The 22,307-nt window shown below is 75.0% G+C and carries 17 protein-coding genes and 1 riboswitch; of the genes, 6 read left to right on the top strand and 11 right to left on the bottom strand.

Annotation, left to right across the window (positions count from 1 at the left end; translation table 11 throughout):
- Positions 1–2: 2 nt before the first annotated feature.
- The gene (locus tag ABZ721_RS30450; RefSeq protein WP_358791977.1) at positions 3–1,208 is read right to left on the bottom strand and encodes a hypothetical protein; all 1,206 of its coding nucleotides are present in this window, start codon (positions 1,206–1,208) and stop codon (positions 3–5) included.
- A 626-nt stretch (positions 1,209–1,834) separates the two neighbouring features.
- Here ABZ721_RS30450 and ABZ721_RS30445 point away from each other — a divergent pair.
- From ABZ721_RS30445 to ABZ721_RS30435, 3 genes are all read left to right on the top strand, one after another.
- On the top strand, positions 1,835–2,263 hold the full coding sequence (locus tag ABZ721_RS30445) for an XRE family transcriptional regulator (RefSeq protein WP_358791976.1): 429 nt from the start codon (positions 1,835–1,837) through the stop codon (positions 2,261–2,263).
- A 98-nt stretch (positions 2,264–2,361) separates the two neighbouring features.
- Complete coding sequence (locus ABZ721_RS30440) at positions 2,362–2,997, top strand: ParH-like protein (protein WP_358791975.1); 636 nt, start codon at positions 2,362–2,364, stop codon at positions 2,995–2,997.
- The gene (locus tag ABZ721_RS30435; RefSeq protein WP_358791974.1) at positions 2,994–4,409 is read left to right on the top strand and encodes an MAB_1171c family putative transporter; all 1,416 of its coding nucleotides are present in this window, start codon (positions 2,994–2,996) and stop codon (positions 4,407–4,409) included. Before ABZ721_RS30440 ends, ABZ721_RS30435 begins: the two co-directional genes overlap by 4 nt.
- A 22-nt stretch (positions 4,410–4,431) precedes the next feature.
- Here ABZ721_RS30435 and ABZ721_RS30430 read toward each other — a convergent pair whose 3' ends face one another.
- The 3 genes from ABZ721_RS30430 to ABZ721_RS30420 form a co-directional block, all read right to left on the bottom strand.
- Positions 4,432–4,839 (bottom strand): (2Fe-2S) ferredoxin domain-containing protein, encoded by a 408-nt coding sequence (locus ABZ721_RS30430; protein WP_358791973.1) that lies wholly within the window; start codon positions 4,837–4,839, stop codon positions 4,432–4,434.
- Positions 4,840–4,931: 92 nt separating this feature from the next.
- On the bottom strand, positions 4,932–5,714 hold the full coding sequence (locus ABZ721_RS30425) for a CbtA family protein (protein WP_358791972.1): 783 nt from the start codon (positions 5,712–5,714) through the stop codon (positions 4,932–4,934).
- Between the two features lie 15 nt (positions 5,715–5,729).
- Positions 5,730–5,951 (bottom strand): CbtB-domain containing protein, encoded by a 222-nt coding sequence (locus tag ABZ721_RS30420; RefSeq protein ID WP_358791971.1) that lies wholly within the window; start codon positions 5,949–5,951, stop codon positions 5,730–5,732.
- Between the two features lie 59 nt (positions 5,952–6,010).
- Positions 6,011–6,076, bottom strand: a riboswitch (cobalamin riboswitch).
- Between the two features lie 138 nt (positions 6,077–6,214).
- Here ABZ721_RS30420 and ABZ721_RS30415 point away from each other — a divergent pair.
- Positions 6,215–6,787 carry a histidine phosphatase family protein gene (locus ABZ721_RS30415; RefSeq protein WP_358791970.1) on the top strand — a complete coding sequence of 191 codons (573 nt, stop codon included), beginning with the start codon at positions 6,215–6,217 and terminating at the stop codon, positions 6,785–6,787.
- Positions 6,788–6,845: 58 nt separating this feature from the next.
- Here the strand turns inward: ABZ721_RS30415 and ABZ721_RS30410 are convergent, their stop codons facing one another.
- Positions 6,846–7,829, bottom strand: coding sequence for a LuxR C-terminal-related transcriptional regulator (locus ABZ721_RS30410; protein WP_358791969.1), 984 nt, complete (start codon positions 7,827–7,829; stop codon positions 6,846–6,848).
- Between the two features lie 759 nt (positions 7,830–8,588).
- On the opposite strand from ABZ721_RS30410, the gene ABZ721_RS30405 reads away from it, so the two are divergent.
- Together ABZ721_RS30405 and ABZ721_RS30400 are read left to right on the top strand one after the other, a co-directional pair.
- Positions 8,589–8,750, top strand: coding sequence for a hypothetical protein (locus ABZ721_RS30405; protein ID WP_358791968.1), 162 nt, complete (start codon positions 8,589–8,591; stop codon positions 8,748–8,750).
- Positions 8,751–8,789: 39 nt separating this feature from the next.
- A complete protein-coding gene (locus tag ABZ721_RS30400) occupies positions 8,790–9,473 on the top strand; it encodes a response regulator transcription factor (RefSeq protein WP_358791967.1) in 684 nt (227 codons plus the stop codon).
- Positions 9,474–9,495: 22 nt separating this feature from the next.
- On the opposite strand, the gene ABZ721_RS30395 is transcribed toward ABZ721_RS30400, so the two are convergent.
- The 6 genes from ABZ721_RS30395 to ABZ721_RS30370 form a co-directional block, all read right to left on the bottom strand.
- A complete protein-coding gene (locus ABZ721_RS30395; protein WP_358791966.1) occupies positions 9,496–11,061 on the bottom strand; it encodes a SagB family peptide dehydrogenase in 1,566 nt (521 codons plus the stop codon).
- A gap of 21 nt (positions 11,062–11,082) precedes the next feature.
- Positions 11,083–13,404, bottom strand: a complete 2,322-nt coding sequence (locus tag ABZ721_RS30390) for a TOMM precursor leader peptide-binding protein (RefSeq protein ID WP_358791965.1) — start codon at positions 13,402–13,404, stop codon at positions 11,083–11,085.
- A 70-nt stretch (positions 13,405–13,474) separates the two neighbouring features.
- On the bottom strand, positions 13,475–16,873 hold the full coding sequence (locus tag ABZ721_RS30385) for a type 2 lanthipeptide synthetase LanM (RefSeq protein WP_358791964.1): 3,399 nt from the start codon (positions 16,871–16,873) through the stop codon (positions 13,475–13,477).
- 1 nt (position 16,874) lies between these two features.
- Complete coding sequence (locus ABZ721_RS30380; RefSeq protein ID WP_358791963.1) at positions 16,875–19,130, bottom strand: ATP-binding cassette domain-containing protein; 2,256 nt, start codon at positions 19,128–19,130, stop codon at positions 16,875–16,877.
- A complete protein-coding gene (locus ABZ721_RS30375) occupies positions 19,127–21,445 on the bottom strand; it encodes an ATP-binding cassette domain-containing protein (RefSeq protein WP_358791962.1) in 2,319 nt (772 codons plus the stop codon). Before ABZ721_RS30375 ends, ABZ721_RS30380 begins: the two co-directional genes overlap by 4 nt.
- Positions 21,442–22,305 carry an HlyD family efflux transporter periplasmic adaptor subunit gene (locus ABZ721_RS30370; RefSeq protein WP_358791961.1) on the bottom strand — a complete coding sequence of 288 codons (864 nt, stop codon included), beginning with the start codon at positions 22,303–22,305 and terminating at the stop codon, positions 21,442–21,444. The genes ABZ721_RS30375 and ABZ721_RS30370 overlap by 4 nt, the downstream gene beginning before the upstream one ends.
- Between the last annotated feature and the right edge of the window lie 2 nt (positions 22,306–22,307).

Raw genomic sequence — 22,307 nt, 5'->3', positions numbered from 1 at the left:
GGTCAGTTGGCGGTGGCGACGGTGCTGCGGCGGCGGTAGCCGCGGACGGCGATGATGCCCGCGAGGATCAGCTCGCCGAAGTTGAGGACCAGGAAGACGGTCACGTCCAGGACGTTCAGCGGCGAGATGTCGGAGAACAGCTTCCTGACGGCCATCTCGGTGATCCGGATCGCGGCCGGGATGACGGCGGTGACCAGCAGTCCGGTGAGGATCGCGTAGCCGGTGACCATCAGCCAGACGTACCAGCGGGCGACCTCGCGGTCGCGCGGGGTCCAGGTCTCGGGGTCGACGAGCTTGTCGCGCCGCCCGATCAGCCGGTAGAGCCGGTTCTGCAGCATGCCCTTGGAGACGGTCTGCAGGTCGTTGCAGCCCAGGACGGTGATGGCGAGGTAGTACAGGTCGGTGCGCAGGAAGAAGTAGAACTGCCAGGCGAACCGGAGCAGGGTGCCGAAGGCCATCGCGAGCAGGAAGCGGCCCATGAATCCGGCGAACCCGTCGGACGAGACCAGCGGCACCGCGAGCAGCGTCAGTCCGGTGACGACCAGGACGTCGACGAGCATGCCCGCGAGCATCGGCAGGTAGCGCTTGCGCCGGGGCACGGCGACGAGGCCGTCGAGCTTGGTCAGGAAGACGAGGTAGTAGAAGCGCCGGCCGATGCTGAGCGAGGAGTTGAGTCCCAGCCGGCGTCCGGCCAGTGCGTGGTAGGACTCGTGCAGCAGGATCCACGGCGCCTGGCCGAGGACGTTGCCCAGGGCGAGGGCCACCAGGGACGAGCTGGTGAAGAAGATGTTGTGGTAGGTCGGGACCACGGCCGGCTCGCGGAACATGGCGACGATGCCCGCGACGAACAGCAGTCCGTACAGCACCCAGGCCACCGGCGAGAACACCGCCCGGCCGAGCCGCTGCCAGCGCACCCTGCCCGCCGCGACGACCTCCTCGCCGTCCGGCACGAGCAGCTCGAAGGCTTCCAGCACTTCGAGGAACTCCACCATGTCCACGGTCTCGCCGTACTCGGCGTTGTACCAGCGGGCCGCGTCGTTCGGGGTCTCGCCGGTCTCCAGGCGGCGCAGCAGCGCGGCGCCGTCGGCGGGGAAGAGGCCGTAGGAATCGATGTCGGCCCGGCCCACGGTGACCTCGTCGCCCTCTTCGAGGAAGGTCAGCGGGTACAGCCTCAGGGGTCGGTCGAGGTCCACTGCCGCGACGTCCATCACTACCTCACTGTCACTGGTCCGTGAAGGTGCCGGCCCGGGCCGCGGACAGCGTGGCCCGGACCGGCGGGAGTTCCGCGAGCCGCGGCGGGCCGGTCAGCACCGGCACGCCGCGGCTCGGAAGGAAGGGGTCAGGCGAGGACGGGCGTGCCACCGCAGTAGCAGGAAGCCGCGGCGGAGGTCAGACGGACGGTCCCGGCCTTGCGAACGACGATCTTCTTCATGTTGTGCTCCTTTTCCGTGATGTGACGCTCGTCGGGCACGGTCGCGCCCGAAGCTCCCGACAGCCGGGAGGGTCTGGGTGACGCATGAGACGGAGACTGATGTGAATGAAGTTTGCGGCCCCATTCATCTCCGCTCACAGGCTGGCATGGGTCCTTCCCGGCCGTCAACAGTCGGACACGGCGTACATCTGACAGGACGGCCCATTCGCTGACCAGCCAACGACCGCTCACATTCGGCCAGTTGGGATCAGCTTTACAACCCGGTGAACATGCACCCGGTCTCCACAGCAGGGACGGTCAGAACTCGAGCGGCACCAACTAAGATGCGAAGAACGCAGAGCGCTCTCCACCCGCGCTCACCACAGGCGATAACGCAGGGCACTCGACCAAGGGAGGTATGCGGTGCCTGATCCGACGTCCGGCACCCCGACGCTCGCGGACAAGATCGACCGGCTGTTCGACGTCGTCCGCGGCCCTGACCACACGCCGTACACCCACGAGGAAGTGGCGCGGGCGTGCCGCGAGGCCACCGGGGAGAGCTTTTCGGCCACTTACTTGTGGCAACTGCGTACGGGCAGAAGGGACAATCCGACCAAACGGCACCTCGAAGCACTGGCGCAATTTTTTCAGGTGCCCCCGATGTACTTCTTCGACGACCAGCAGAGCGCCCAGATCGCGCAGGAGCTCCAGCTCCTCGGGGCGCTGCGGGACGCGGGAGTACGCGAGGTGGCGCTGCGCGCGGTCAACCTGTCGCCCGAAGGACTGGGCACCATCAGCGACATGATCGAGGTCATCGCCCGCAGAGAGGCGGGATTGCGCCGCGCGGACTGATATCCACTGGTCCACCCCTGGGCATAGGATCGCTCATCGCTCATATCGCTCATGAGCGGTTGCTGATCGTTGTGTGTGCCTTGCCCGGGGAGGGTCTGATGGGGGACTACGCGGAACAGCAGAACAAGTTGTTATGGCGGCGATGTCGGCGCACGGTGGCGGCGCTGCCGCTGCCCCGGCCGTTCGACGCCGCCGCCTTCACCGACGCGCTGGCGGAACAGCGGGGACGACCGCTGGTGCTGGTGCCCCTGCCACCGCACGCGTGCACACCCTGCGGCATGCTGGTGACCACCGACCGCGCCGACTACATCGGCTATCCCACCAGCACCAGCGCCCTGCACCAGCAGCACATCCTGCTGCACGAGGTGGGACACCTCGTACGCGGCCACGCCGGCGTCGCCCACCTCGGCTCCTCCGCCTCCCGGGTGCTGCTGCCCCACCTGTCGGGCGAGCTGGTCCACCGGGTGCTGGGGCGCAGCGTCTACTCCGACGTCCAGGAGCAGGAGGCCGAACTCATCGCCTCCCTCGCCCTGCACCGGCCTGCCCGCAAGGTCAGACGCCCGCGTGACCCCTGGCTCCCCGAGGACGCGGACCTGGACATCGCCGGGGCGTTCGCCCGGCTCGGGCCCATCGTCGGGATCCCCGGCGCCACCCCGATCCGGACCACCGCGGTCGTCGGACCCCTGCGCACGCTGCCCGGTCGGATGCTTCCCGACACAGGGACCGATAGGTGACCGACGCGGTCGCCCTGACCGGCTGTCTGATCGTCCTGGCGGGCGTCTGCTGGAAACTCCGCACCCTCCGCGGCACCACGACCGGCGCTCCCGTACGCCATCTGTTCGGCTGCGCGGTGTCGTTGGGGGGCTCGCTCGCCGTCCTGTCCCCGGCCACCACCCGGCTGGCCGGGCGGACCGGGCCGTTCGCGCTGTGGACCGCGCCCGCGGGACAGTGCTGCAACCTGGCGGCGATGGCGTTCCTGGCGCTGGTCGCGCGCTCGGCCGGGGCCGAGCCGCACAGCCGCGAGACCGTCCGCCGGCAGCTGGCCGGCACGTCGGTGGTCATGGTGGCCGGCCTCGTGGCGTACCTGTGCGCCGGAGTGACCCGCGAGGGGCGGGACCTGGTCGCGGCCGACGGGCGGGAGGGGTTCCTCGCGGCGTACAACATCCTGCTCACCCTGCACACCGCCTGGTGCCTGACGGTCTTCATCGTGCTGATCCGGCGGCACAGCCGCTACCTCGGGTCGCGGCGGTTGCGCGGCGGGCTCGGGCTGATCACCGCGAGCGCGGCCCTGGGGCTGCTGTGGACGGTGTGGAGCCTGGGTGACGTGCTCTCCGCGCTGTCCACCGGCCGGGAGGACGGCTGCGAGAGCACGGCCTCGGCGCTCACCGCCCTGGCCTGCCTCACGCTGGGCCTGGGCGGGACGACGTCCGCGTCCTGGTGGCCGCCCGTGGCGGCCCGGGTCCACCGGGCGGCGGTCCGGCTGCGGGCGTGGCACGGCTACCGCTGGATCGGGCCGCCCTGGAGCGCGGCGCACCAAGCGGCCGCCGGGTTGCGGCACCTGATGCCGTCCGGGCGGTCGCTGCCCACCCCGGGCGGCTGGCTGCGCGCGTGGCACGGCTACCGCAGGATCGGCCCGCTGTGGACCGCGATGCACGCCGCGCTGCCGGAGATCTCCCTGACCGGGCCCGCCCTGCGGCTGGGCCTCATGCTGCCGCTCGGTGCCCGGTTCGCGCTGTACCGCCGCATCATCGAGATCCGGGACGGGCACCTGGCGCTGCGCCCGTACTTCCATCCTGAGGTCGCGGCCTGGACCGCCGAGGCGGAGGGCGCGGACCTCGGCACGGACGCGGAACGGCTGGCCCCCATCGTGGAGGCGGCGACCATCGCCGCCGCCCTGGAGGCCGCCCGCGCGGGCCGCCGCTCCACGGCGGGCGGTTGCGAGGCGTACGTCCCGCCGCAGGTCCGGGCGAGCGTCGAGGCGGAGACGGCCTGGCTCATCCAGGTCTCGGACGCCTTCGTGGGCTCCCCCGCGGTCGAGCTGGTGCGCGCCCGCGTCAGAGCGGGCCTCGGCGCCGGACCCGGGGGCTCCGAACCGCACCCGGCCACGCTCCCGGCCGCCGACATCGCGGCCCCCCAGCGTTCCTGACGGCCTCCGGCGGACACGCCGCTCAGCGGCTGCGGCGTGACGGGGTGGCGGGGCGCGGGGTCACGATCTGCAGGGCGAGGGTGGCGGGCGGGGCGGTCTCGCCGGGGCCGCCGGCGGCCACCCAGGCGAGGATGTCGTCGGTCGAGCCGTCGTCGGTGGCGAAGCCGATCCACACCGCCCGGCCGCCCTTGCGGCGGCCTTCGGCGGACGGCTGGACGACGACGATGTTCGCCTGGTCGCACGGGCCGAGGCAGTCGGTGGTGCGCAGGGCGAGCCGGCCGCCGGAGTCGGCGGCCGCAGCACGCAGCCGGTCCAACTGCCCCTGGTGGTCGGTGCCCGGGTGCTTGCCGGCGTTGCCGCAGCAGCACCCCCGGCAGACCACCAGGGTGCAGGGCCGGGCCGCGAAAGGCCGGGAGAGGGGGGTGGTCACGCGGGCTCCTTCGGCGCGGTGCCGGGGCGCGGCAGGGCGCGACGGCAGCCCGCCGGGGTGGCCCCGGCGGGCTGCGGTCGTGTCGGTCGGTGTCAGCCGGCGGAGGCGGCCGTGCGGGCGGCGGTGCTGCTCTCGCCGTTCACGTCCGCGTCCGCGCTCCGGGCGGGCCGGGGCGTGAGCACGCGCTCGGCGAGGTAGCCGAAGGTGAGGGCGAAAGCGGTCCACAAGGTGAGTTGGACCGCGATGGCGGACACCCGGAACTGCCACAGCACCGTGGGTGGGAAGTCCGCGGGCACTTCGTTGATCGCGGGCAGGAAGACGTAGGCCAGCCCGATGGCGACCAGGTACGCGGCCCCGGCAGCGACACTGGCGTTCCAACTGCCCAGCCGCGGTGCCAGCCGCTTGCCGAGGATGACGGCGGCCACCGCGAGGAGCACGCTCAGCGCGATCATCAGGAAGTACAGGGTGGTCCGTTTGGCGATCGTGTCGTGGTCACCGACCGCCGGCGGGTTGGCCGGGTACTTCAGGAACGGCACCAGGAAGACGGTCAGGAGCGCCGCGCCCGAGATGAGCACGGCGGTCGCCCGCGGGGTGAAGCGGCCGACGCGGCCCAGGGCGAAGCAGAACGCGAGGGCCGCGATCCCGCCCAGGCAGACGCCGAAGACCAGCACACCGGTCGCCAGTCCTGCCGTGGACTGCAGGGAGCGGCTGACGATCTCCATCTCGTGTTCGTGGGAGTGGGAGTCCTCGAAGGCGATGGCCGCGTCGATCCGCGGTTCGCCCAGGAAGTAGGCGACGACGAGGGCCAGCAGGCCCGCGCCGAGGCCGGCGAGCATCCCCCGGACCAGCAGGGAGCGCACTGTGGTGGAGTTCATCGGTGCGGCTTCCGATCAGTGGCAGGGGAAGCCGAGCAGGTGGCGTCCGTCGTGGACCCACTCGTGAACGCCCGTTCCGGCGACCAGGGACGTGGCGCCCTGCTCCGCACCGACGAAGTACAGCAGGACGAGCGCCAGCATGCCGAAGAACACGGCCCAGGGCAGGATCGCCTTGAGCGGCAGCGGGGTGATCGGTAGGGCCGGACTGGCGGCCGCGGGTGCAGCGGACTGGGCCATGGCAGTGCCTCCTCGGGAACACGCGTCCCACTTGGTGGTGCTGATGACGAAGGTGCCGGGTCTGACTTACCGGGCTGGGCCGGGTTCACAGTGGCGCGACCGTGCCGGATTCTCACCGGGCTTCCGTTCACACCGTCGTCGTGTCGGGCTGAACCGTACCGTGTAGCCCTACCCGCGGCCAAGGCCGTGCACACGGCGTTACGCGCCAACCTGCGACGATGTGCTCCACTGCGGGGCTGCTGGGGCAAGGGAGGGCGGCGGGGATGACGGTGCGTGTGTTCTTGGTCTCGTCGGCGGAGAGCGAGGCCTTCGGGCAGGCGCGCTTCGACGACGGAACGAGCCCGCTGACGGCCGCCGGAGAGCGGCGGGCGCGTGCGGGAGCGTCCGAACTGCCGGGCGCGGGCGCGTACTCGACCGCCTCGTCGGTGCGCTGCCGCCGCACGGCGCACCTCCTCGGGGTCGACGCCGCGGAGCAGCCGGCCTTGCGGGACTGGGACTTGGGCCGCTGGCGGGGGCTCCGGCTGGACGAGGTCTCGGCCGCGGAGCCGGAGGGCGTGGCCGACTGGCTGGCGGACCCCGGCGCGGCCCCGCACGGCGGCGAGGCGCTGGCGGAGCTGTGCGCCCGGGTCGGCGGCTGGCTGGACGGCCGGGCGCCGGACGGCGGGCGGGTGCTCGCGGTCGTGGAGCCCGCCGTCGTGCGCGCCGCCGTCGTGCACGGCCTCGGCCTGCCGCCGCAGGCGTTCTGGCGCATGGACGTGCTGCCGCTGACGGTCACCGAGCTCTCCGGCCGCGCGGGCCGGTGGAACCTGCGGTGCGGGCGGCCGCTGACCGGCTGACGGCGGGGGGTCGGTCCCGCCGGCGCCCGCCCGCCGGCAGAGCGGCCGCCGCCCGCCGTCACTCCACGGGCACCGCGGCGATGTCGACGCCGAGCGGGGCGGGTGCGCGGGCACCGAGCCAGCCCATGGCCGCGATCTGCACGCCCGCCTGGAAGCGGCTGCGCGCGTCCACGCGGGTCATCAGGTCCGCCATCATGCGGCGGATCGTGCGCAGCGAGACCCCCAGCCGCTGCGCGGCCCGCTCGTCCGTCAGGCCGCACGCGAGCAGCCGCAGTAACTGGCGTTCCTGGACGGTCAGTCCGGTCGTGTCCCGGGTCGGGGTCTCACCGAGCGCCCGCGCCTGGTCCCACACCTGCTCGAACAGGGCCCGCAGCGCCGCGATGACCCCCGGGCTGTGCAGCAGCACCGCGCCCTTGCGCGGGTCCTCGGGGTCGACGGGGACCACGGCGGTCCTGCCGTCCACGATGATCATGCGCAGCGGCAGGGTCGGCGTCGTCCTGACGCTGCCGCCCAACTCGCTGAGCCAGCGCGCGTACTGCACGGTGGCGGGGTCGTTGCGGACGCTGTCGAGGTAGACGGTCCGCATCCGCACCCCGCGGTCGAGCGTCTCCTGGTCCAGGTCGCGGCTGGCCTCCATGACGTGCGCGGGCTGCGGCCCGCCGGGAGCGAAGGAGAGCACCTCACCGGCCGCGTCGGCCGCCAGTTCCTCCAGCCGGACCCGCACCTCCCCCAGGTCGCAGAGGATCTCGACCCCGGAGGAGCTGTTGGCTGGCCGCGCCGTCGCGAACTCGGTGATCAGACTGGCCATCGCGTTGCGACTGCGGTCCATCTCGTGCTGCCTGCGCTGTGCCTCCGCCTCCTGGCGGGCCAGCATGGCGGCCAGCCCCAACTCCGGATTCACCGCTCGCCAGCGCCCGGCCGGTCCTGCCGGGCGGACCAGCGCGAGGTCAGCGAGCTGGTCCAGCGAACCGTGTATGGCTTCCACCGACTGCTCCAGCAGGTCGGCCACGTCGGGGATGTCCAACTCGGGATGCATGAGCATCGTCCGATAGACCCCCTCGGCCACCGCGTCAAGAACTAGCCGTTCACTCAACTGGTACCCCCCGAGCTCCCCTGGGTGGCCAGCTTTCGACGCACCCGCCCGTGACAAAAACGCCGCCGAGGAACACCCCGCTGAAGGTGTTCGACGCACGACTCAGGGCGTCAGCGTAGCCGTACAGCAACCTTAGGTGAGGGCTTCGGAAGCTCGGATTCTGGGGAAAACGCGTGGCCGGACGGGGTGCGCGGACATATCGATCCCGGGCCGCCCGCGGGCGCGCGGTAAAGACGCAGTTCAGAGAGTTGTAAAGGGAACCCCTTCTACCGCTCCTGCACCCCCTGTTCCCCCGCGGTGTCACCTTCCTGCCATACGCCATGGACCGGCCACTGTGGGGGCTTCGGCGCGGGGGCTTGGGACGGGTGGTGTTCGTGGTGTTCCAGGGGTGGTTGGGGCCCCAGGGCCGTTCGAGCCGCTCGTCCGGCGTTCGAGGCTGGCCCGAGAGTGCCAGTGCAGCTTGGTGACAGCTCTGGCTACTGACAGCCGGGCCGCCCGCGGGCCACTCTCATGGTGTCGGAAGAACGGCACGGCAGCCGGATCATCCGCAGCGGGAACCACCAGCACCACCAGCCGGTTTCACACCGGTTCGACCATGACCCCGGCGGGAGTCCGGGATCCCCACGAACGGAAGGCTCGGGCATTCCTATGCGCAAGCTCGCGGTATCCATCGCCTCTGTCGCTGTCATCCTCGGTGCGTCCGTCTCCGTGGGAAGCTCCCTGGGCGCCGCGTCCCCCGCCACCGCTCCCGCCCACTCCGTCAGCGTCGTCGCCGACGGCCCCACCCCGGCACCGACGCCCACCCCGGCGCCCACCCACCCGCCGGTCACGCCCGACCCGACGCACCCGGACACCTGGGGCTGGGGCTGAGCAGCGGTTCGCATCCGGGGACGAAGGGAGCAGGGACACATGACCACGGCACTCGACCGACCGCAGGACCTCCCGCCCATCCCGCAGGCCCCGAGCACGGTCGCCGCGCCGACCACGACCACGAGCGTCCTGCTCGCCGACGGGCACCACCTCTTCCGCTCGGGCCTGAGCGCCCTGCTCGACCGCGAACCGGACCTCACCGTCAGCTCCGAGGCGTGCGACGCGGACAGCGCCGTCGCCCAGGCCGCCGGGGGCCGGCCCGACATCGCGATCGTCGACCTCGACGTACCGGGAGCGGGCGGACTGCGGACCGCCGAACTGATCCGGTCGCTCTCCCCGCGCACCGCCGTCCTGCTGCTCGGTGCGGCGCCCCGCGCCGACGAGGTGCAGCGCGCCTACGCCGACGGGGTGCACGGCATGCTCCGCAAGGACGTCCGGCCCGAACGGCTCATCGGCACGGTCCGCGAACTCGCCGCGGGGCGCCGGGTCTTCGACCCGGAACTGGTGCTGGTGGCGATCCGGCCGAGCCCCGGCACCCCGACCCGCAGGGAACTCGCCGTCCTGCGGCTGGTGGCCGCCGGCAGCACCATCGGCGAGGTCGCCCACCAGCTGTCGCTGTCCCCGGGGACGGTGCGCAACTACGTCTCGTCGGCCATCGCCAGGACCGGCGCCCGGAACCGGTGCGACGCCATACGGATCGCCCGCGAGAACGACTGGCTGTAGGGCGGCCCGCCCCGGCCCCGCCTCAGCCCTGCTCCCGCGTCGTGTCGACGATGTCGCAGAAGCCCTGCGGCAGGCTGCCGGACCCCGACGCGGGGCGGCTGCCGATCAGGAACTCCCCCACCGAGGACTCCGACGTCCAGTCGAGCCCCAGGGCGCGCGCCGCCGCGTCGGTGTCGCCGGAACCCAGGCCGCACGGCGCCAGCCCCATCGCCGTCGCCACCAGGTACAGCGTCTGGTAGAGCACTCCCACGTGCTTGAGCGTCAGCGCGTACGCGATCTGGCTGTACTTCCACGACAGCCGGCCGAACCGCGAGGTCACCGTCAGCAGCACCTGCGGGTTCACCGTGCAGTTGGTCGCCCGCCAGGCGGCCGTCAGCAGTTCCCTGAAGGCCGCCTCGTCAGCCGCGCCGTTCCAACGGCGCGGCTGCAGCCGGTGGGCGGCCGCGTCGTAGCGGTAGACCCCGGTCGGCAGCCCCTCGCAGGCGGCGACCGACAGGTAGATCTCCAGCTCGCCGGTGGCGCCGCCCGCCGGGTAGGGGCGGTCGATCGCGTCGTAGGAGTTCGGGGAGGACGGGTCGCGCGGGATCACCTGCCGCACCCGTGCCGCCCGGTAGAGCAGTTCGGCGAGCTGCTCCAGCGTCACCGGGGTCTCCGCGTAGGTGCGGATCGACCGGCGCCCCTCCAGCACCTCGGTCAGCCGCGGGTCGCGGCCCGTCACCTCGTCCCAGTCCGGCACCGGAAGGTCGATGCCGGGCTCGTCCTCGTTGCTGCCGGCGCCCGGCAGCGCCGGCGGGTGCGGTACGTCCTGGTGGGCGAAGACGCCGCCGCTGGTGTAGTCGTGCCGCCCGGCCCGGCTGCGGGAGTGGAAGAGCAGGTCGTGGAAGTCCCACAGCGGCGGGTCCGCTGCCGGCAGCGCCGGGACGGCGTCCACCGCGGCACCGGCGGCCGGCTCCATGAACCCCGTCCCCGCCAGCAGCGCGGCCAGTGCCGCGCCCGACTGCTCGGGCAGCCCGGCCAGCGTGGCGGCCTCCGCCACCGTGCGCGGTGTGGTCAGTGCCGCGACGAACGCCGCCGCGGCGGGCTGGTGCAGCGTCACCCGGTAGGGCGCCAGCGGGGATTCCATGACGCAGCCCTGGCCGATGGTGCCCCCGACGCCGTCGGCGGGGCCGTCGGGCAGCCGGCGCAGGTACGCGAACCGGGACAGCACCACGGCGGCGCCGCCCAGGTCCGGTGCGCCGGGGGTGGCCGCCGAGCGGGCGATCGGCACGGCGGTGGCGAGCGGTCCGGTCAGCGGGTCGTCGAGGATGCTGGTCACCAGATAGGGGAAGCGCCCCAGCAGGCTCAGCAGCCGGCCGGCCCCGCGGTCCGCGGCCAGCGCGTCGGCGTCGACCGGGCCGACGCCGAGCGCCAGCAGCCGGTCCACGGTGGGGGCGCCGAGCGCGTGCACGCGCTGGCGGCCCCAGGGGTGGGTGAGTTCCACGTCGTCGCCCTCCGCCGCCACCTTCACGTCCTGGCGGAGCGTCAGCATCCGTCGCACCCGCGACAGTTCTGCGGCGGCGGGGGTCAGCGGCTGTTCTGTGATGGTCATGGCGCGCCTTCCGTCCTGCGGTCAGATGAAGATGGCGGTGGGGTTGAGGTCGGCCTCCGCGGTGGGCGCGGCCTGCCACCCCAGCCGCACGGGGACGTCGTAGAGCCGGCCGGGCGCGAAGCGGGCCCAGAAGTGCCGCATCCCGGGGACGACCACCTTGGCGACGGGCAGTCCCACGTCGGGGCGGGTCTGGTCCAGGACCAGCATCTCCATGCCGTGCTCCGCCACCAGGCGCTGCACCGTCTCCAGGTCGGTGCGCAGGTCGTCGGCGGCCAGCGGGTCCCAGCGGCCGGGCGCGGCGGGCGCGTGGCCGTCGAGGGGCCGCAGGTACGGCTGGTTGGCCAGCGTCGCGCTCGTCCACCAGGCCTTCTGCTCGTGGTCGGCGCCGGAGTACGCGCTCTCGCCGGGGCCGGCGTCGGCCACCGGGGACAGGAACTGGTTCATCTCCGTCAGCGCCCGGGTCAGCGCGATGTGCGGGTCGAGGTGGGCGCCGAACGCGATCAGGATGTCCTCGGCGGGCTTGTCGGTGCGCCGGGAGAACGCGCCGACCACCGGGATCCCGAAGTCGGCCGTCAGGTCCAGGGCCCACATCTCCCGGTTCAGACCCGCGTAGACCTCGCGCATCCGGTCGATGTACGGGTCGCCGAACGAGTCCAGGTCGACGGCCGGGCGCTGCACGCGGTTGTACCACCACAGGGCGACCGCGTCGCGCTCCACCAGCTCCAGGAAGCCCTGCAGCGTCGCGTCCTCGAACGAGGTGCCCGCGGCGGCCCCGTTGGAGTCGCCCATGGCGAAGAACGGGCCGGTGTGCCGGTAGCCGTAGTACAGCGACATCGTCGGCAGCCAGCGGGTGCGCTCGGACGTCAGCGACCAGGCGGGCGACCACTCGATGACGGAGTCCTCGCGGAACCGCTCGGGCACCGTGTTGAACATCGACTTCTTCGCGTTCCACAGCTCCCGCTCGCGGTACTGCCGGTCGCTGAAGAGCAGGCTGGTCGACGGGTGCACGGCCTGCTCGCCGAGCTGCTCGTAGCTGGCGGTGCGGCGCGCCTCGTCGCCCTGGAACACCCCGGAGTAGCGCTCCATCGCCTCGCCCATGGCGCTGGCCCGCGCCTGCGAGTCCGTGCGGCCCTTGCCGCAGCTGATGCTGCGCAGCCCGGTACGGAGCTGGCGCAGGTCGCCGACCTGGCGGGCGAGGTTCTGGCCCGCCACGTAGACCCGCAGGCCGCCGGGTGTCCGCTCGGCGGGCACCAGGGTGGTCACCACACCGGTGACCGGGCTGAGTTGCGGCCGGTACTTCAGCAGCATGTCCTCGGGCGAGGAGGAGCGGTGGCCGCCGTCGGCGGTGAACGCCTTGGCGCGGCTCTCGAAGCGCACCGGCGCGAGCTGGCGGCGCTCCATGGTCGCGGCGTCGCCGCAGGACGGGCACTGCGGGCGGCGGACCAGCTCGTGGCGCTCCGCCTCGGCGAGCACGGTGTCGAACGTCAGCACGTGGGCCTTCGCCGGGCGCACTCCCCCGGCCCACTTGGCGGCCTCCAGCGCGGCCAGCTGCACGCCGAGGGCGGCCGTGGGCGCCAGGTGCGCGCCGACGGTCGGGACCGGCTGGTCCCGGCCCAGCCGGTGCTGGAGGTAGCTGAGCGACTGCCGGTTGGCGGAGAGCCGGTGCGCCAGGCACTCCCAGCAGCCGGTCCCCGCCACGGGCTCCGCGTCCGGGGCCGCGCCGGTGGCGGGCGCGTCCGGGACGAAGACCGGGCCGGCCCACACGATCGAGCCGACCGGCCGGGCGAGCATCCACGGGGTGCCGGAGGCGAGGGCGGCCGCGTTGCGGGCCGCGAGGCCCGGGTTGAGGTAGTCGTCGGTCAGCGCGACCACCAGGTCCGCGCCGGTGGCGTCCGGCTCGGCCGCCGCCAGTTCCACGTGCGCGGCGCCGGCCGCCCGCAGCGCCGCGAGGAACGGCTCCGGCGCGACCTTCCCGTAGACCTCCACCCGCACCCGGGCGTCGCGCAGGGCGGCGACGGCCGTGTCGCCGTCACGGCCCGCCATCTCGAAGAACCCGGCGGCGGCCGGGTCGGTCGCCGGGTCGGAGGCGGCGGCCCAGCCCCCGGCGACGAGCCGGTCCAGGGCCACGGTGACCCGGTCGGCGGGGACCGCGGGCGCCAGTTCCGCACCGATCTCGTCGGCGCTCCTGGTGCCGTCCAGCAGCGGCGCCAGCCGTTCGGCCAGCGCGCCGTTGACGACGCTGACGCCGCGCTCGGACACCAGGTAGACGGCCTCGCCGTCGATGACGTAGGGGGTGTAGTGCCGCTTGAAGCCGATGCCGGGCGTCGGCCGGGTACTGGTCATGAGGACTCCGTGATCCGTGGGTGGTCGGGCGGGCCGGGCTGCGACCCCGGGGCGGCGGTGGCGCGGAGCGTCAGCGCAGGGTGGCGAGCGGGGCGGTGGCCGGGTCGATCAGCCGCAGCAGCAGCAGGCCGACGGCGGCGCCGCCGTCCAGCGCGCCGAGGTTGACGCGGTCGTCGGCGGCGCGGTCGCCGAACCAGCTGCCGGTGGCGCGGTGCCGGCGCAGCAGCTCCGCGACGAGGACGCCGGCCGCCTCCCGGCCGTCGAAGAACGGTCCGGGCACCAGCGCTTCGCCGGCGCCGCCGCCGAGGTCGTCGTCCAGGGTGTGCAGCAGTCCGGCCTCGGCCGAGGTCAGTGCCTCGCCCGCGGCGGCGACCAGTTCGCGGGTGCCCAGCGCCGCGACCTCGGCGGCGGTGACGGGCGGGGTGAGCCCGGCGAGGTCGCCGGGGTGGACGGCGCCGGTGCCCAGCGAGACGGCGGTGTCCAGGCAGGCCAGCCGCCCGCCGCGGTCGGTCGTGGTGAACCGGTGCGCGCGCAGCAGGGCGCGGGCTCCGTCGGGGTCCGCCAGCAGGCCGGGCGCCTCGGCGACGGTACGGGCGAGGGCCGCGGCGATGCTGTCGGCGCCGGTCGGCACCAGGTCGAGGAAGGTCGCCGGGCTGGTGCGGCGGCCGGTCGGGGCGCCGGCCGCCAGGGCCTGCCGGGCGGCTTCCGCGAGGTCGCGGATGGCCGCGTCGGCGTCGGTGGCGGCCCCCGTGCCGGTGGCGCGGCGCAGCCGCAGCAGGTTCAGCAGCAGTCCGGCCGTCCCCAACGGACCGTCCTGGTACGGGAGCCGGTCGGCGTCCCGAGCCGAGGACCGGCCGGCGGGCGCCGCCGCGAGGGCCGCCGCCCCGGGTACCAGCGCCCGCGCCACGTCCAGGAAGGCGGGCTCGGCCAGGGTCTCGGCGCCGCGGGCCAGGGCGTGGATGAGGGAGCCGGGTCCGGCGAGCCCGCCGGGCACCGGGACGCCCGAGGCCAGCCGGGTGTCGCGGGCGAAGCCGAAGGAGGCCGGGTGGCGGGGGTCGATGAGCGCGGCCGCGGCCCACAGCGTCTCGTGCGCCGCCTGCCGGAAGCGCGGTGAGCCGGTCGCCGACCAGAGCTCGGCGAGGAAGAGCGCCACGCCGACGCCGCTGGTGACGAGGTCGACCCCGCTGAGCACCTCGACCTGGCGCAGCCCGGTCGCCGGGTACCAGCTCAGCCCGATCCAGCCGCCGCCCGCGGCGGTGCGCTGCCGGTCGGCGAGCATCCGGTCGCCCAGCCGGACGGCGTGGTCGAGCAGTTCGCCGGAGGTGGGCACGGTGAGCGGGGCCTGGGGGCGGGGGGCGGCCGGGCGGGCGGGGAGCTGGGTGCCGGAGCGGGCCGCGTCGACGCAGCCGGACAGCACCGCGGTGTGCAGGTCCAGGTCGAAGCGGTCGAGTTCGGTGATCCGGGCGTGCAGCCGGTCCCAGGCGGTGCTCTGGAAGTGGCCGGGGATCTCGTGGCCCTGGGCGGTGAACACCGAGGACGAGGTGGTCAGCGAGCGGAAGAAGGGGATGTCCAGGACGCGGTAGGAGTCGAGTTCGCTGAGCACCACCTCCAGCAGGTCGCCGCGCGCGCTGTCGCCCGCCCGGGCGGCCACCGCGCCGCGCAGCGCGCCGGCGATCACCGTCTCGCGGGTGGCGCCGTCGGACAGCGCCAGCGGGCTCGTCGAGGTCCGCAGGATCTTGTAGCCGTCCCAGGTGTGCCGCCAGATGTAGCGCACCCACACGCCCTTGAAGCCGGCCAGCGGGCCGTCGGACGACGCCAGCCGCTCCCGCATCCCGGCCAGCGTGCGGTGCATGTCGCGGTAGCCCGCGACGACCTCGTCCGTGTACTCCCACGGGTCGGCCTTCTCGCCGTCGTGCACCGGCCGGTACGGCGGCAGCGGCAGCGCCGGCTTGCCGGGCTCGATCTCCAGGTCGTCGGCGCGCGACAGGCAGCCGATGTCGACCACCGGGCGGTCCTTGGACGGCACCCACGGCTGCACGGCCATCGCCGTGCGCACGACGGTCGACTCCAGGACGTCCAGCAGCCCGCCTTGCCCGGCGGGCAGCGCCGGCGGGGTCTGCACCCGCGGGTAGAGCAGGCACTCCAGGTCGGTGATGACCGGGTACTCGCCGCTCGCCAGCAGGTTGTCGGACCACAGGTCGCGGCCTTCGAGCAGCTGCACCAGGCGGACGGTCATCCCGAGCCGGCGGTAGAAGCGGGCGAAGCCGTCGCGGTCGGCGCACGGCAGGGCGGGGACGAGCTCCTCCCAGCCGTAGGCGTCGCCGTGGTCCGGCGCGTGCTCGGTGACCGGGTCGGCGGCCGGGCCGGTCGCGGCGGTGTCGTCGGGCGCGCTGCGGTCGCTGCGCACCAGCACGGTGCGGACGTGCAGCGCGGGCGACAGGCCCGCGGCGTTGAGGTCGCGCACCAGGTCCATGTAGGCGGTGGCGTGCCGCAGGTCCTTCGGCTTGTAGACCACCCCCTGCCCGTCCGCGAAGTGCAGCAGGGCCACCGACCGGCCGCCCGCGTGGCGGTCGCCCGCGTCGCCGTGCACCGCGGCCAGCGCGCCCGGGTCCGCGCCGTCCCACATGCGGGTGCGCAGCAGCTGCCGGTCGGAGGCGAGCCGGGCGAACATCTCGGTGTAGACGTGCTGCCAGTGCCGGCAGGCGGTGCCGACGAGGAAGGCGAGCGCGGGCAGCCGCTCCAGCCGGGCCAGCCACCCCTCCTGCGACGCGTCGGGTCCGCCCTGCGCGTCCCAGTCGCCGCCGCCGGGGTGCGCGGACGACGACTGGACCTCGTAGCGCATCGGCAGGTCCAGCGCCTCGGTCAGCCGCCGCACCAGGGTCTCGGCGAGGTCGGCCCGCGCGGAGTCGAGCACCCGCACGCCGAGCACGGACGCGGTGTCCGCGGGGCCCGTCGCGTCGTAGGGCAGCAGGGCGCCGGCGGCGGTGCGGAACGAGGCGGTGATGGCGCCCGCCGCGGTGGTCTCCGCGGTGGGGGCGGCGGGCTGGGCGTGCAGGAAGCCGAGGAGGGCGTGCGCCCAGTCCGGGACGACGGACGGGTCGCGCAGGACCACCGGCCGCAGCCCGTCGCCGAGTTCCCGGCCGGTGGCCGCCAGGTGGTCCAGCAGCACCCCGGCCGCCGCCGGGTCGCCCGCCGCCCGCCGCAGCCAGCCGGCCACGGCCGTGGAGCGGCTGTGCTGCTCGTCCTCGGCCGCGGTGAAGACCGGTGGTCTGCCGCCGTCCGGAAGCGGGGCGGCGGTCGCCGAGGCGGCGCTGCGTTCGGGGAAGGACGCGGCCAGGGCGATCACGGCACGCAGCCGGTCGTCGCCGCGCGGGACGCCCGGCAGCAGCGTGCCGTCGCCCGCCGGGGACCCGGTGGCCGTTCCCGGCACGGCGGGGGTGGTGAGCCAGGCCTGCAGGTCGAGCGTCATCTCAGATCTCCTGGGGTCGGACGAGGCGGGTGAACAGCGGGTCGTGGTCGAGCAGTTCGTCGTAGGTCCCCGAGGCGGCGACCCGCCCGGCGTCCAGGACGTGGATGCGGTCGGCCCGGCGGATGGTGCTGAGCCGGTGGGCGATGACGACGCGGGTGGTGGCGAGGGCGGCCACGGCGTCGGCGACGTGGGCCTGGGTGGCGTTGTCGAGGGCGGAGGTCGCCTCGTCGAGGAGGAGCACGGCGGGACGCCGGACCAGCGCGCGGGCGAGCAGGATCCGCTGGATCTGGCCGCCCGAGAACCCCTGGGCGTCCTCCCCGATGCGGGTGCCCAGGCCGAGCGGCAGGGCCCGCAGTTCGGCGGCGATGCCGGCCTGCTCGGCCGCCGCCCAGACGTCGTCCTCGGTGACGTCGGGGTCGGTGCCCGCCAGGTTCTCCAGCAGGTTGCCGCGCAGCGTCCGCCCGTTCTGCAGGACGGTGCCCAACTGGCCGCGCACCAGGCGCAGGTCGAGGGCGGCGAGGTCCTGCCCGTCGTGGCGCACGGTGCCGGACTCGGGGGTGTCGAAGCCCAGGATCAGCCGGATCAGGGTCGACTTCCCGGCGCCGGACGGTCCGACGACCGCGACGAACTCGCCCGCGTCGGCCCGCAGGCTGACCCGGTCCAGGGCCGGCACCGCCGCGCCCGGGTAGCGGAAGGTCACCTCGTCGAGGGCGACCGCGCCGCCCAGCACGCCGGGGTCGCGGCGGTGCGGCCCGGAGTCGGGGACGGCGGGCGCCGCGAGCACCGGCCGCAGCCGGTCGAGCACCGGTGCGATGCCGTACGCGGTGGCCGCGGCGTGGGTCAGCTGGCCCAGCGCCAGCGCCACCTGGCCGGCCGCGATCCCGGCCGCCATCAGGTGCCCGGCGGACACGCTCCCGGTGCCTCCGGCGGCGGCCGCGGCCAGCAGCACCGCCAGCAGCAGCGGTTGCAGGGCGGCGGTGACGGCGCCCGAGGCGGCGTCGGCGCGCATGGCGGCGGCGTCCGCGTGCTTCTGCCGGGCGAAGGGGCCGGCCCAGCGGGCGAAGGCCTGGATCTCGCGGCCCGCCGTCTGGAGCTTGTCGATGCCCAGCAGCAGCCCGTAGAGCACGCCGTGCAGCCGGCCGTGCAGCGCGTACACCTCGGACTCGTGGCGCTGCCGGCGCCGTCCCAGCAGGAGCAGGACGGTGACGGCGGCGATCGCGGCCACCAGCAGCACGCCGCCGAGCCGCAGGTCCACGGTGAGCAGCAGGAGGAGTCCCGACAGGGAGAAGAACGCTCCCAGCACCGCGGAGACCAGCACCTCCGACAGGGCCTGGCGCGCCTCGGCCACCGCGTTGGCCCGGTGCACGAGGTCGCCGGTGGAGAAGTCCCGGAAGAAGCGGGCGTCCTGGGTGAGCAGCCGGTCCCAGACGGCCGGCTCCAGCGCCGCCTGGATGCGCCCCGTCAGCCGTACGGCGGCGGTGTTGCGGACCAGCAGGAGCAGCAGCCCGGCCGCCGAGGCCGCGCCCAGCAGCAGCGCCAGCCAGCGCAGCGGGTGCTGCCCGGCGGCCAGCAGGCGCGGCACGAGCAGCCCGGCGCTGAGCGGCACGAGCAGTGTCAGCACGGCGGTGAGCAGCCCGGCGCCGGCCAGCACCGCCAGGTCGCACCGGGTGCCGGGGGCGCCGAGCGCGAAGCGCAGCAGCGAGCCGGGGGTCGGGGTGCCGGGCGGCAGCGGCCGGTAGAGCAGCAGCGCCTGGCGGGCGCAGGCGGGCGCCGGGTGGCGGCGCCCCCGGCCGCCGTGCTCCGCCGCCGGGTCGTGCAGCAGGTGGCCGCGGCCGCGCGGCACGAGGGCGAGCGGGCGGCCGTCGTCGGAGGCGAAGGCGATCATCGCTCCGGCGGTGCCGCCGGGATCGCCGTGACCGTCCGCGTCCGCCGGCAGGGTGACCTGCCGCCAGCGCACCCCCAGCCGGCGCAGCAGCGCGACCAGCGGGTCGCGGGCCGTGCGCACCGCGGCGGGCAGTTCGGCCGGCACCGCGATCCCCAGGGCGGGGGCGAGGGCCGCGAGCACCGCGAGCGCGTGGGCGGCGGGGTCCGACGGCGGGACGGCCGCGGTGCGGACCGCCCGGCCCGGACGGGTCCCGCCCGGGGCGAGCCCGTCGAGCGCGGCGGCCAGGGTCGCGCGGTTGGCCGCCGCCGTCGCGTCCAGTGCGGCCGTCGCGGCGGCGGTCCGCCCGCGCTCGGCCTGCTGAGTGGGCGTCATGACTGCTCCTGAGCGGTGCGGTTCGGGGAGGGTGTCCGGTCCTGGCCGGCGGCCTCGGACAGCAGCGTCCGGTAGCGGCCCGGTACCGCGGCCAGTTCCGCCGGGGTGCCCTGCTGGACGACGCGCCCGCCTTCCAGGACCACCACCCGGTCGGCCGACCGCACGGTGCTCAGCCGGTGCGCGAGCACCAGGCAGGCGGTGCCGCGCCGCCGGAGGTGCGCGTTGACCTGCGCCTCGGTGCGGGCGTCCAGCGCGGAGGTCGCCTCGTCCAGCACCAGCAGCGGCGGGTCGAGGGCCAGCGCGCGGGCCAGCTCCAGCCGCTGCCGCTCGCCGCCGGACAAATTCCGCGCGTCCTCCTCGACCCGGCCGGCGTCCAGGCCGCCGCGTCCGCGGACCAGGTCGGCGGCCTCGGCGTCGGCCAGCGCCCGGTGCAGGGCGCCCTCGTCGGCCGCCGGGTTCCACAGTGTGAGGTTGTCGCGCATGGTGCCCTCGAAGAGCCGCAGCCGCTGCTCCACGTAGGCGACCTGGCTGGTCACCACCGCGCGGGGCAGCGACTCGCGCGGCACGCCGTCCAGCAGCACCTCGCCGGTCCAGGGCCGCAGCACCCCGGCGGCGAGCCGGGCCAGCGTGGACTTCCCGCTGCCGCTCGATCCGACGACCGCGACCCACTCCCCCGGCCGCACCGTCAGCGAGACGCCCTCCAGCGTGGCCGGCCGGTTGGGGTCGTACCCGAAGGACACGTCCCGCAGCTCCAGCAGACCGCTGAGCGCGACCGGCCCCGACGCGCCGTCCACGGGCTCCAGGACGGCCGTCAGGTAGGGGTCGGGCTCGGAGAGCTCGACGTCGTCGAGGAGCGCGGACTGCGCCCGCGCCATCGTCAGCTCCGAGCCGGTGCCCACCAGTTGGGTGACCGGCAGCAGGAACCCGTTGAGCAGCAGCAGGAAGGCCAGCAGGGTGCCGACGGTCACCCCGCCGTCGATCAGCAGCGCGGTCCCGGCCACCACGACGGCCGCGGTGCCCGCCGTGGTGAGCGCGGTCGGCAGCGAGAGCGGTACGAGGACGGCGGTGGCGACGCTCTGCGCGGTGTCCATGGCCCGCGCCTGCCAGCCGGACCAGGAGCGGAAGAACGAGTCCTCGGCCCCCTCCGCCTTCAGCGTCTCGATGGCGGAGATCCCGGCGAAGGCGACCCCGTCGCGCTTGTGCTGCTCGGAGTGGAGCTGGTGCAGCATCCCGCCGCGCCGCCGGTCGGCGAGCTTCAGGGCCGCCACGTCGATGACGGCCACCGCCACCGGCACCAGGGCGAGGCGGGGTTGCAGCCAGATCAGGGCGGCCAGGTGCGCGGCCGCGGTGGCGGCGGCAGCCGCCGCTCCGGCGGCCCGGTACGACAGCAGGGCCGCGAGCCCGTCGTTGATCTGCACCCGGGTGACCAGGCCGCCGAGCTGCCTGCGGTGGAAGAACGCTCCGGGCAGCCGCAGCATGCGCCACAGGAACCCGGTCGAGGTGCGGGCCGCCATGTGCGCCAGCACCCGGTTGACGACGCTCTGCTGCAGCCAGGTGCCGAGCAGCACCGCGGCGGCCGCACCGCCGGTGGCCAGCACCAGGGGGGTCGCCCAGGCGCCGGTGCCGCCGATCGTCACCGAGGTGAGGTAGGCCCGCAGCAGGAACGCGGCGGCCATCGCGGGAACGGTGAGCACCACCGCGACCAGCACGGCGATCAGCAGCGCGAACCCGTAGGGCCGCACACGGGACAGCAGCCCGCGCAGGAACGGGAAGCGGGCGCCGCCGCGTTCGAAGTCGGGACCGGGCTCGAAGCCGACCGCGATGCCCGCGAAGGAGTCCCAGAACTCCGCGGGGGTCGCCGAATGGCTGCCCAGGGAGGGGTCGTTGACGCGGACCCGGCCGCGCTTGATGCCCTCGAAGACCGCGAAGTGCGGTCCGGTGACGAGCACCATCGAGGGCACCGGCACGGCCCCCAGGCCCAGCAGCCGGTCCTCGCCGCGCACCACCCGGCGGCCGCGGGCCACCAGGCCGTAGCGGCCGGCGGCGCGGGCCACCGCGGCGGCGCTCACGCCGTCGCGGGAGACCCCGCAGGAGCGCGACGCCTCGTGCAGGGTCGTGCGGCGGCCGAAGGCGCCGAGCACGATCGCGAGGCAGGCGGCCCCGCAGTCCTGCTCCTCCATCTGCGGGACGACGGGCGTGCGCAGGTGGCGGCGCCGGCGGGGCGTGCGGCCGGCCTTCGGTTCGGGGGCGGGGCTCACGGGGGCGGCCGGCGGCCGGTCCCGCTGCTGCTCCGCGGTGCGGGTGTCGAGGCTCATGCGCCGGCCCCCGCACCCAGGACGACCTGGTAGGGCCGGCGCGATCCGAGGTCGACGGAGGCGTCCACCGACACCGGGCCGTACGTCGCGGGCAGCGCGGCGGCGGACGCGGCGTCCGGCACGGCGGTGATCGTCCAGACCCGGTCGGCGCCCGTCCCCAGGGCGTCCCCGCCGAGCGGCAGCACGGCGTCGAGCGCGTCGGCGCGGGCGGGATACGGGTCGACGGCGGTGATGCGGGCGCGCACCGTGCCGGACGGCAGCGGCAGCAGGACGGACTGACCGGGTCGCAGCCGTGCCAGGTCCCGGGCGGAACCGGTGTAGAGCCGCAACGTGGCCGGTTCGCCGGCCGGATCGAGGGCGAGCAGCGCCGCGCCCGCCGTCAGGGTGCCGCCGGGCGCGGTCAGCACCCGCGCCACCGTGCCGTCGGCCGGGGAGCGGAGCTCCACGGTGCCGGCCGGGCCGGCGGCCGGAGTGCGCAGCAGCGCGAGCAGCTGCCCGCGGATGACCCGGTCCCCCGGGCGGACCCGCAGGTCGAGCACGGTGCCGGCGGTGTCGGCGCGGGCGAGGACCGGCGCGGCCCCGTGGGCCAGCACGCCGGGCAGCGACAGGGTGTTGGGGAGCGATCCCCAGGCCGCCCAGGCGCCGCCCGCCCCCAGGGCCAGGAGCAGCGCGACGAGCGCGGCGCCGAGCCGGCTGCCGATGACCCGGACCGGGCGGTCGAGGCCCGGTTCGAGCTGGGCGGCGGCCGCCGCCGCGGCGATCGTCACCGCCCGGGGGGACGGACCCGTTCGCTCCGCTCGCGCGGGCGGTTCTCCGTCGGGGACGGCGGCGGGTGTGGTGGCGGTGGTCGTGGTCGTCATGG

This window comes from Streptomyces sp. NPDC006733, from assembly GCF_040636125.1.
GTDB lineage: Bacteria > Actinomycetota > Actinomycetes > Streptomycetales > Streptomycetaceae > Actinacidiphila.
Note: the sequence above shows the minus strand (reverse complement) of the source record. Positions and strands in the feature narration are given on the sequence as shown.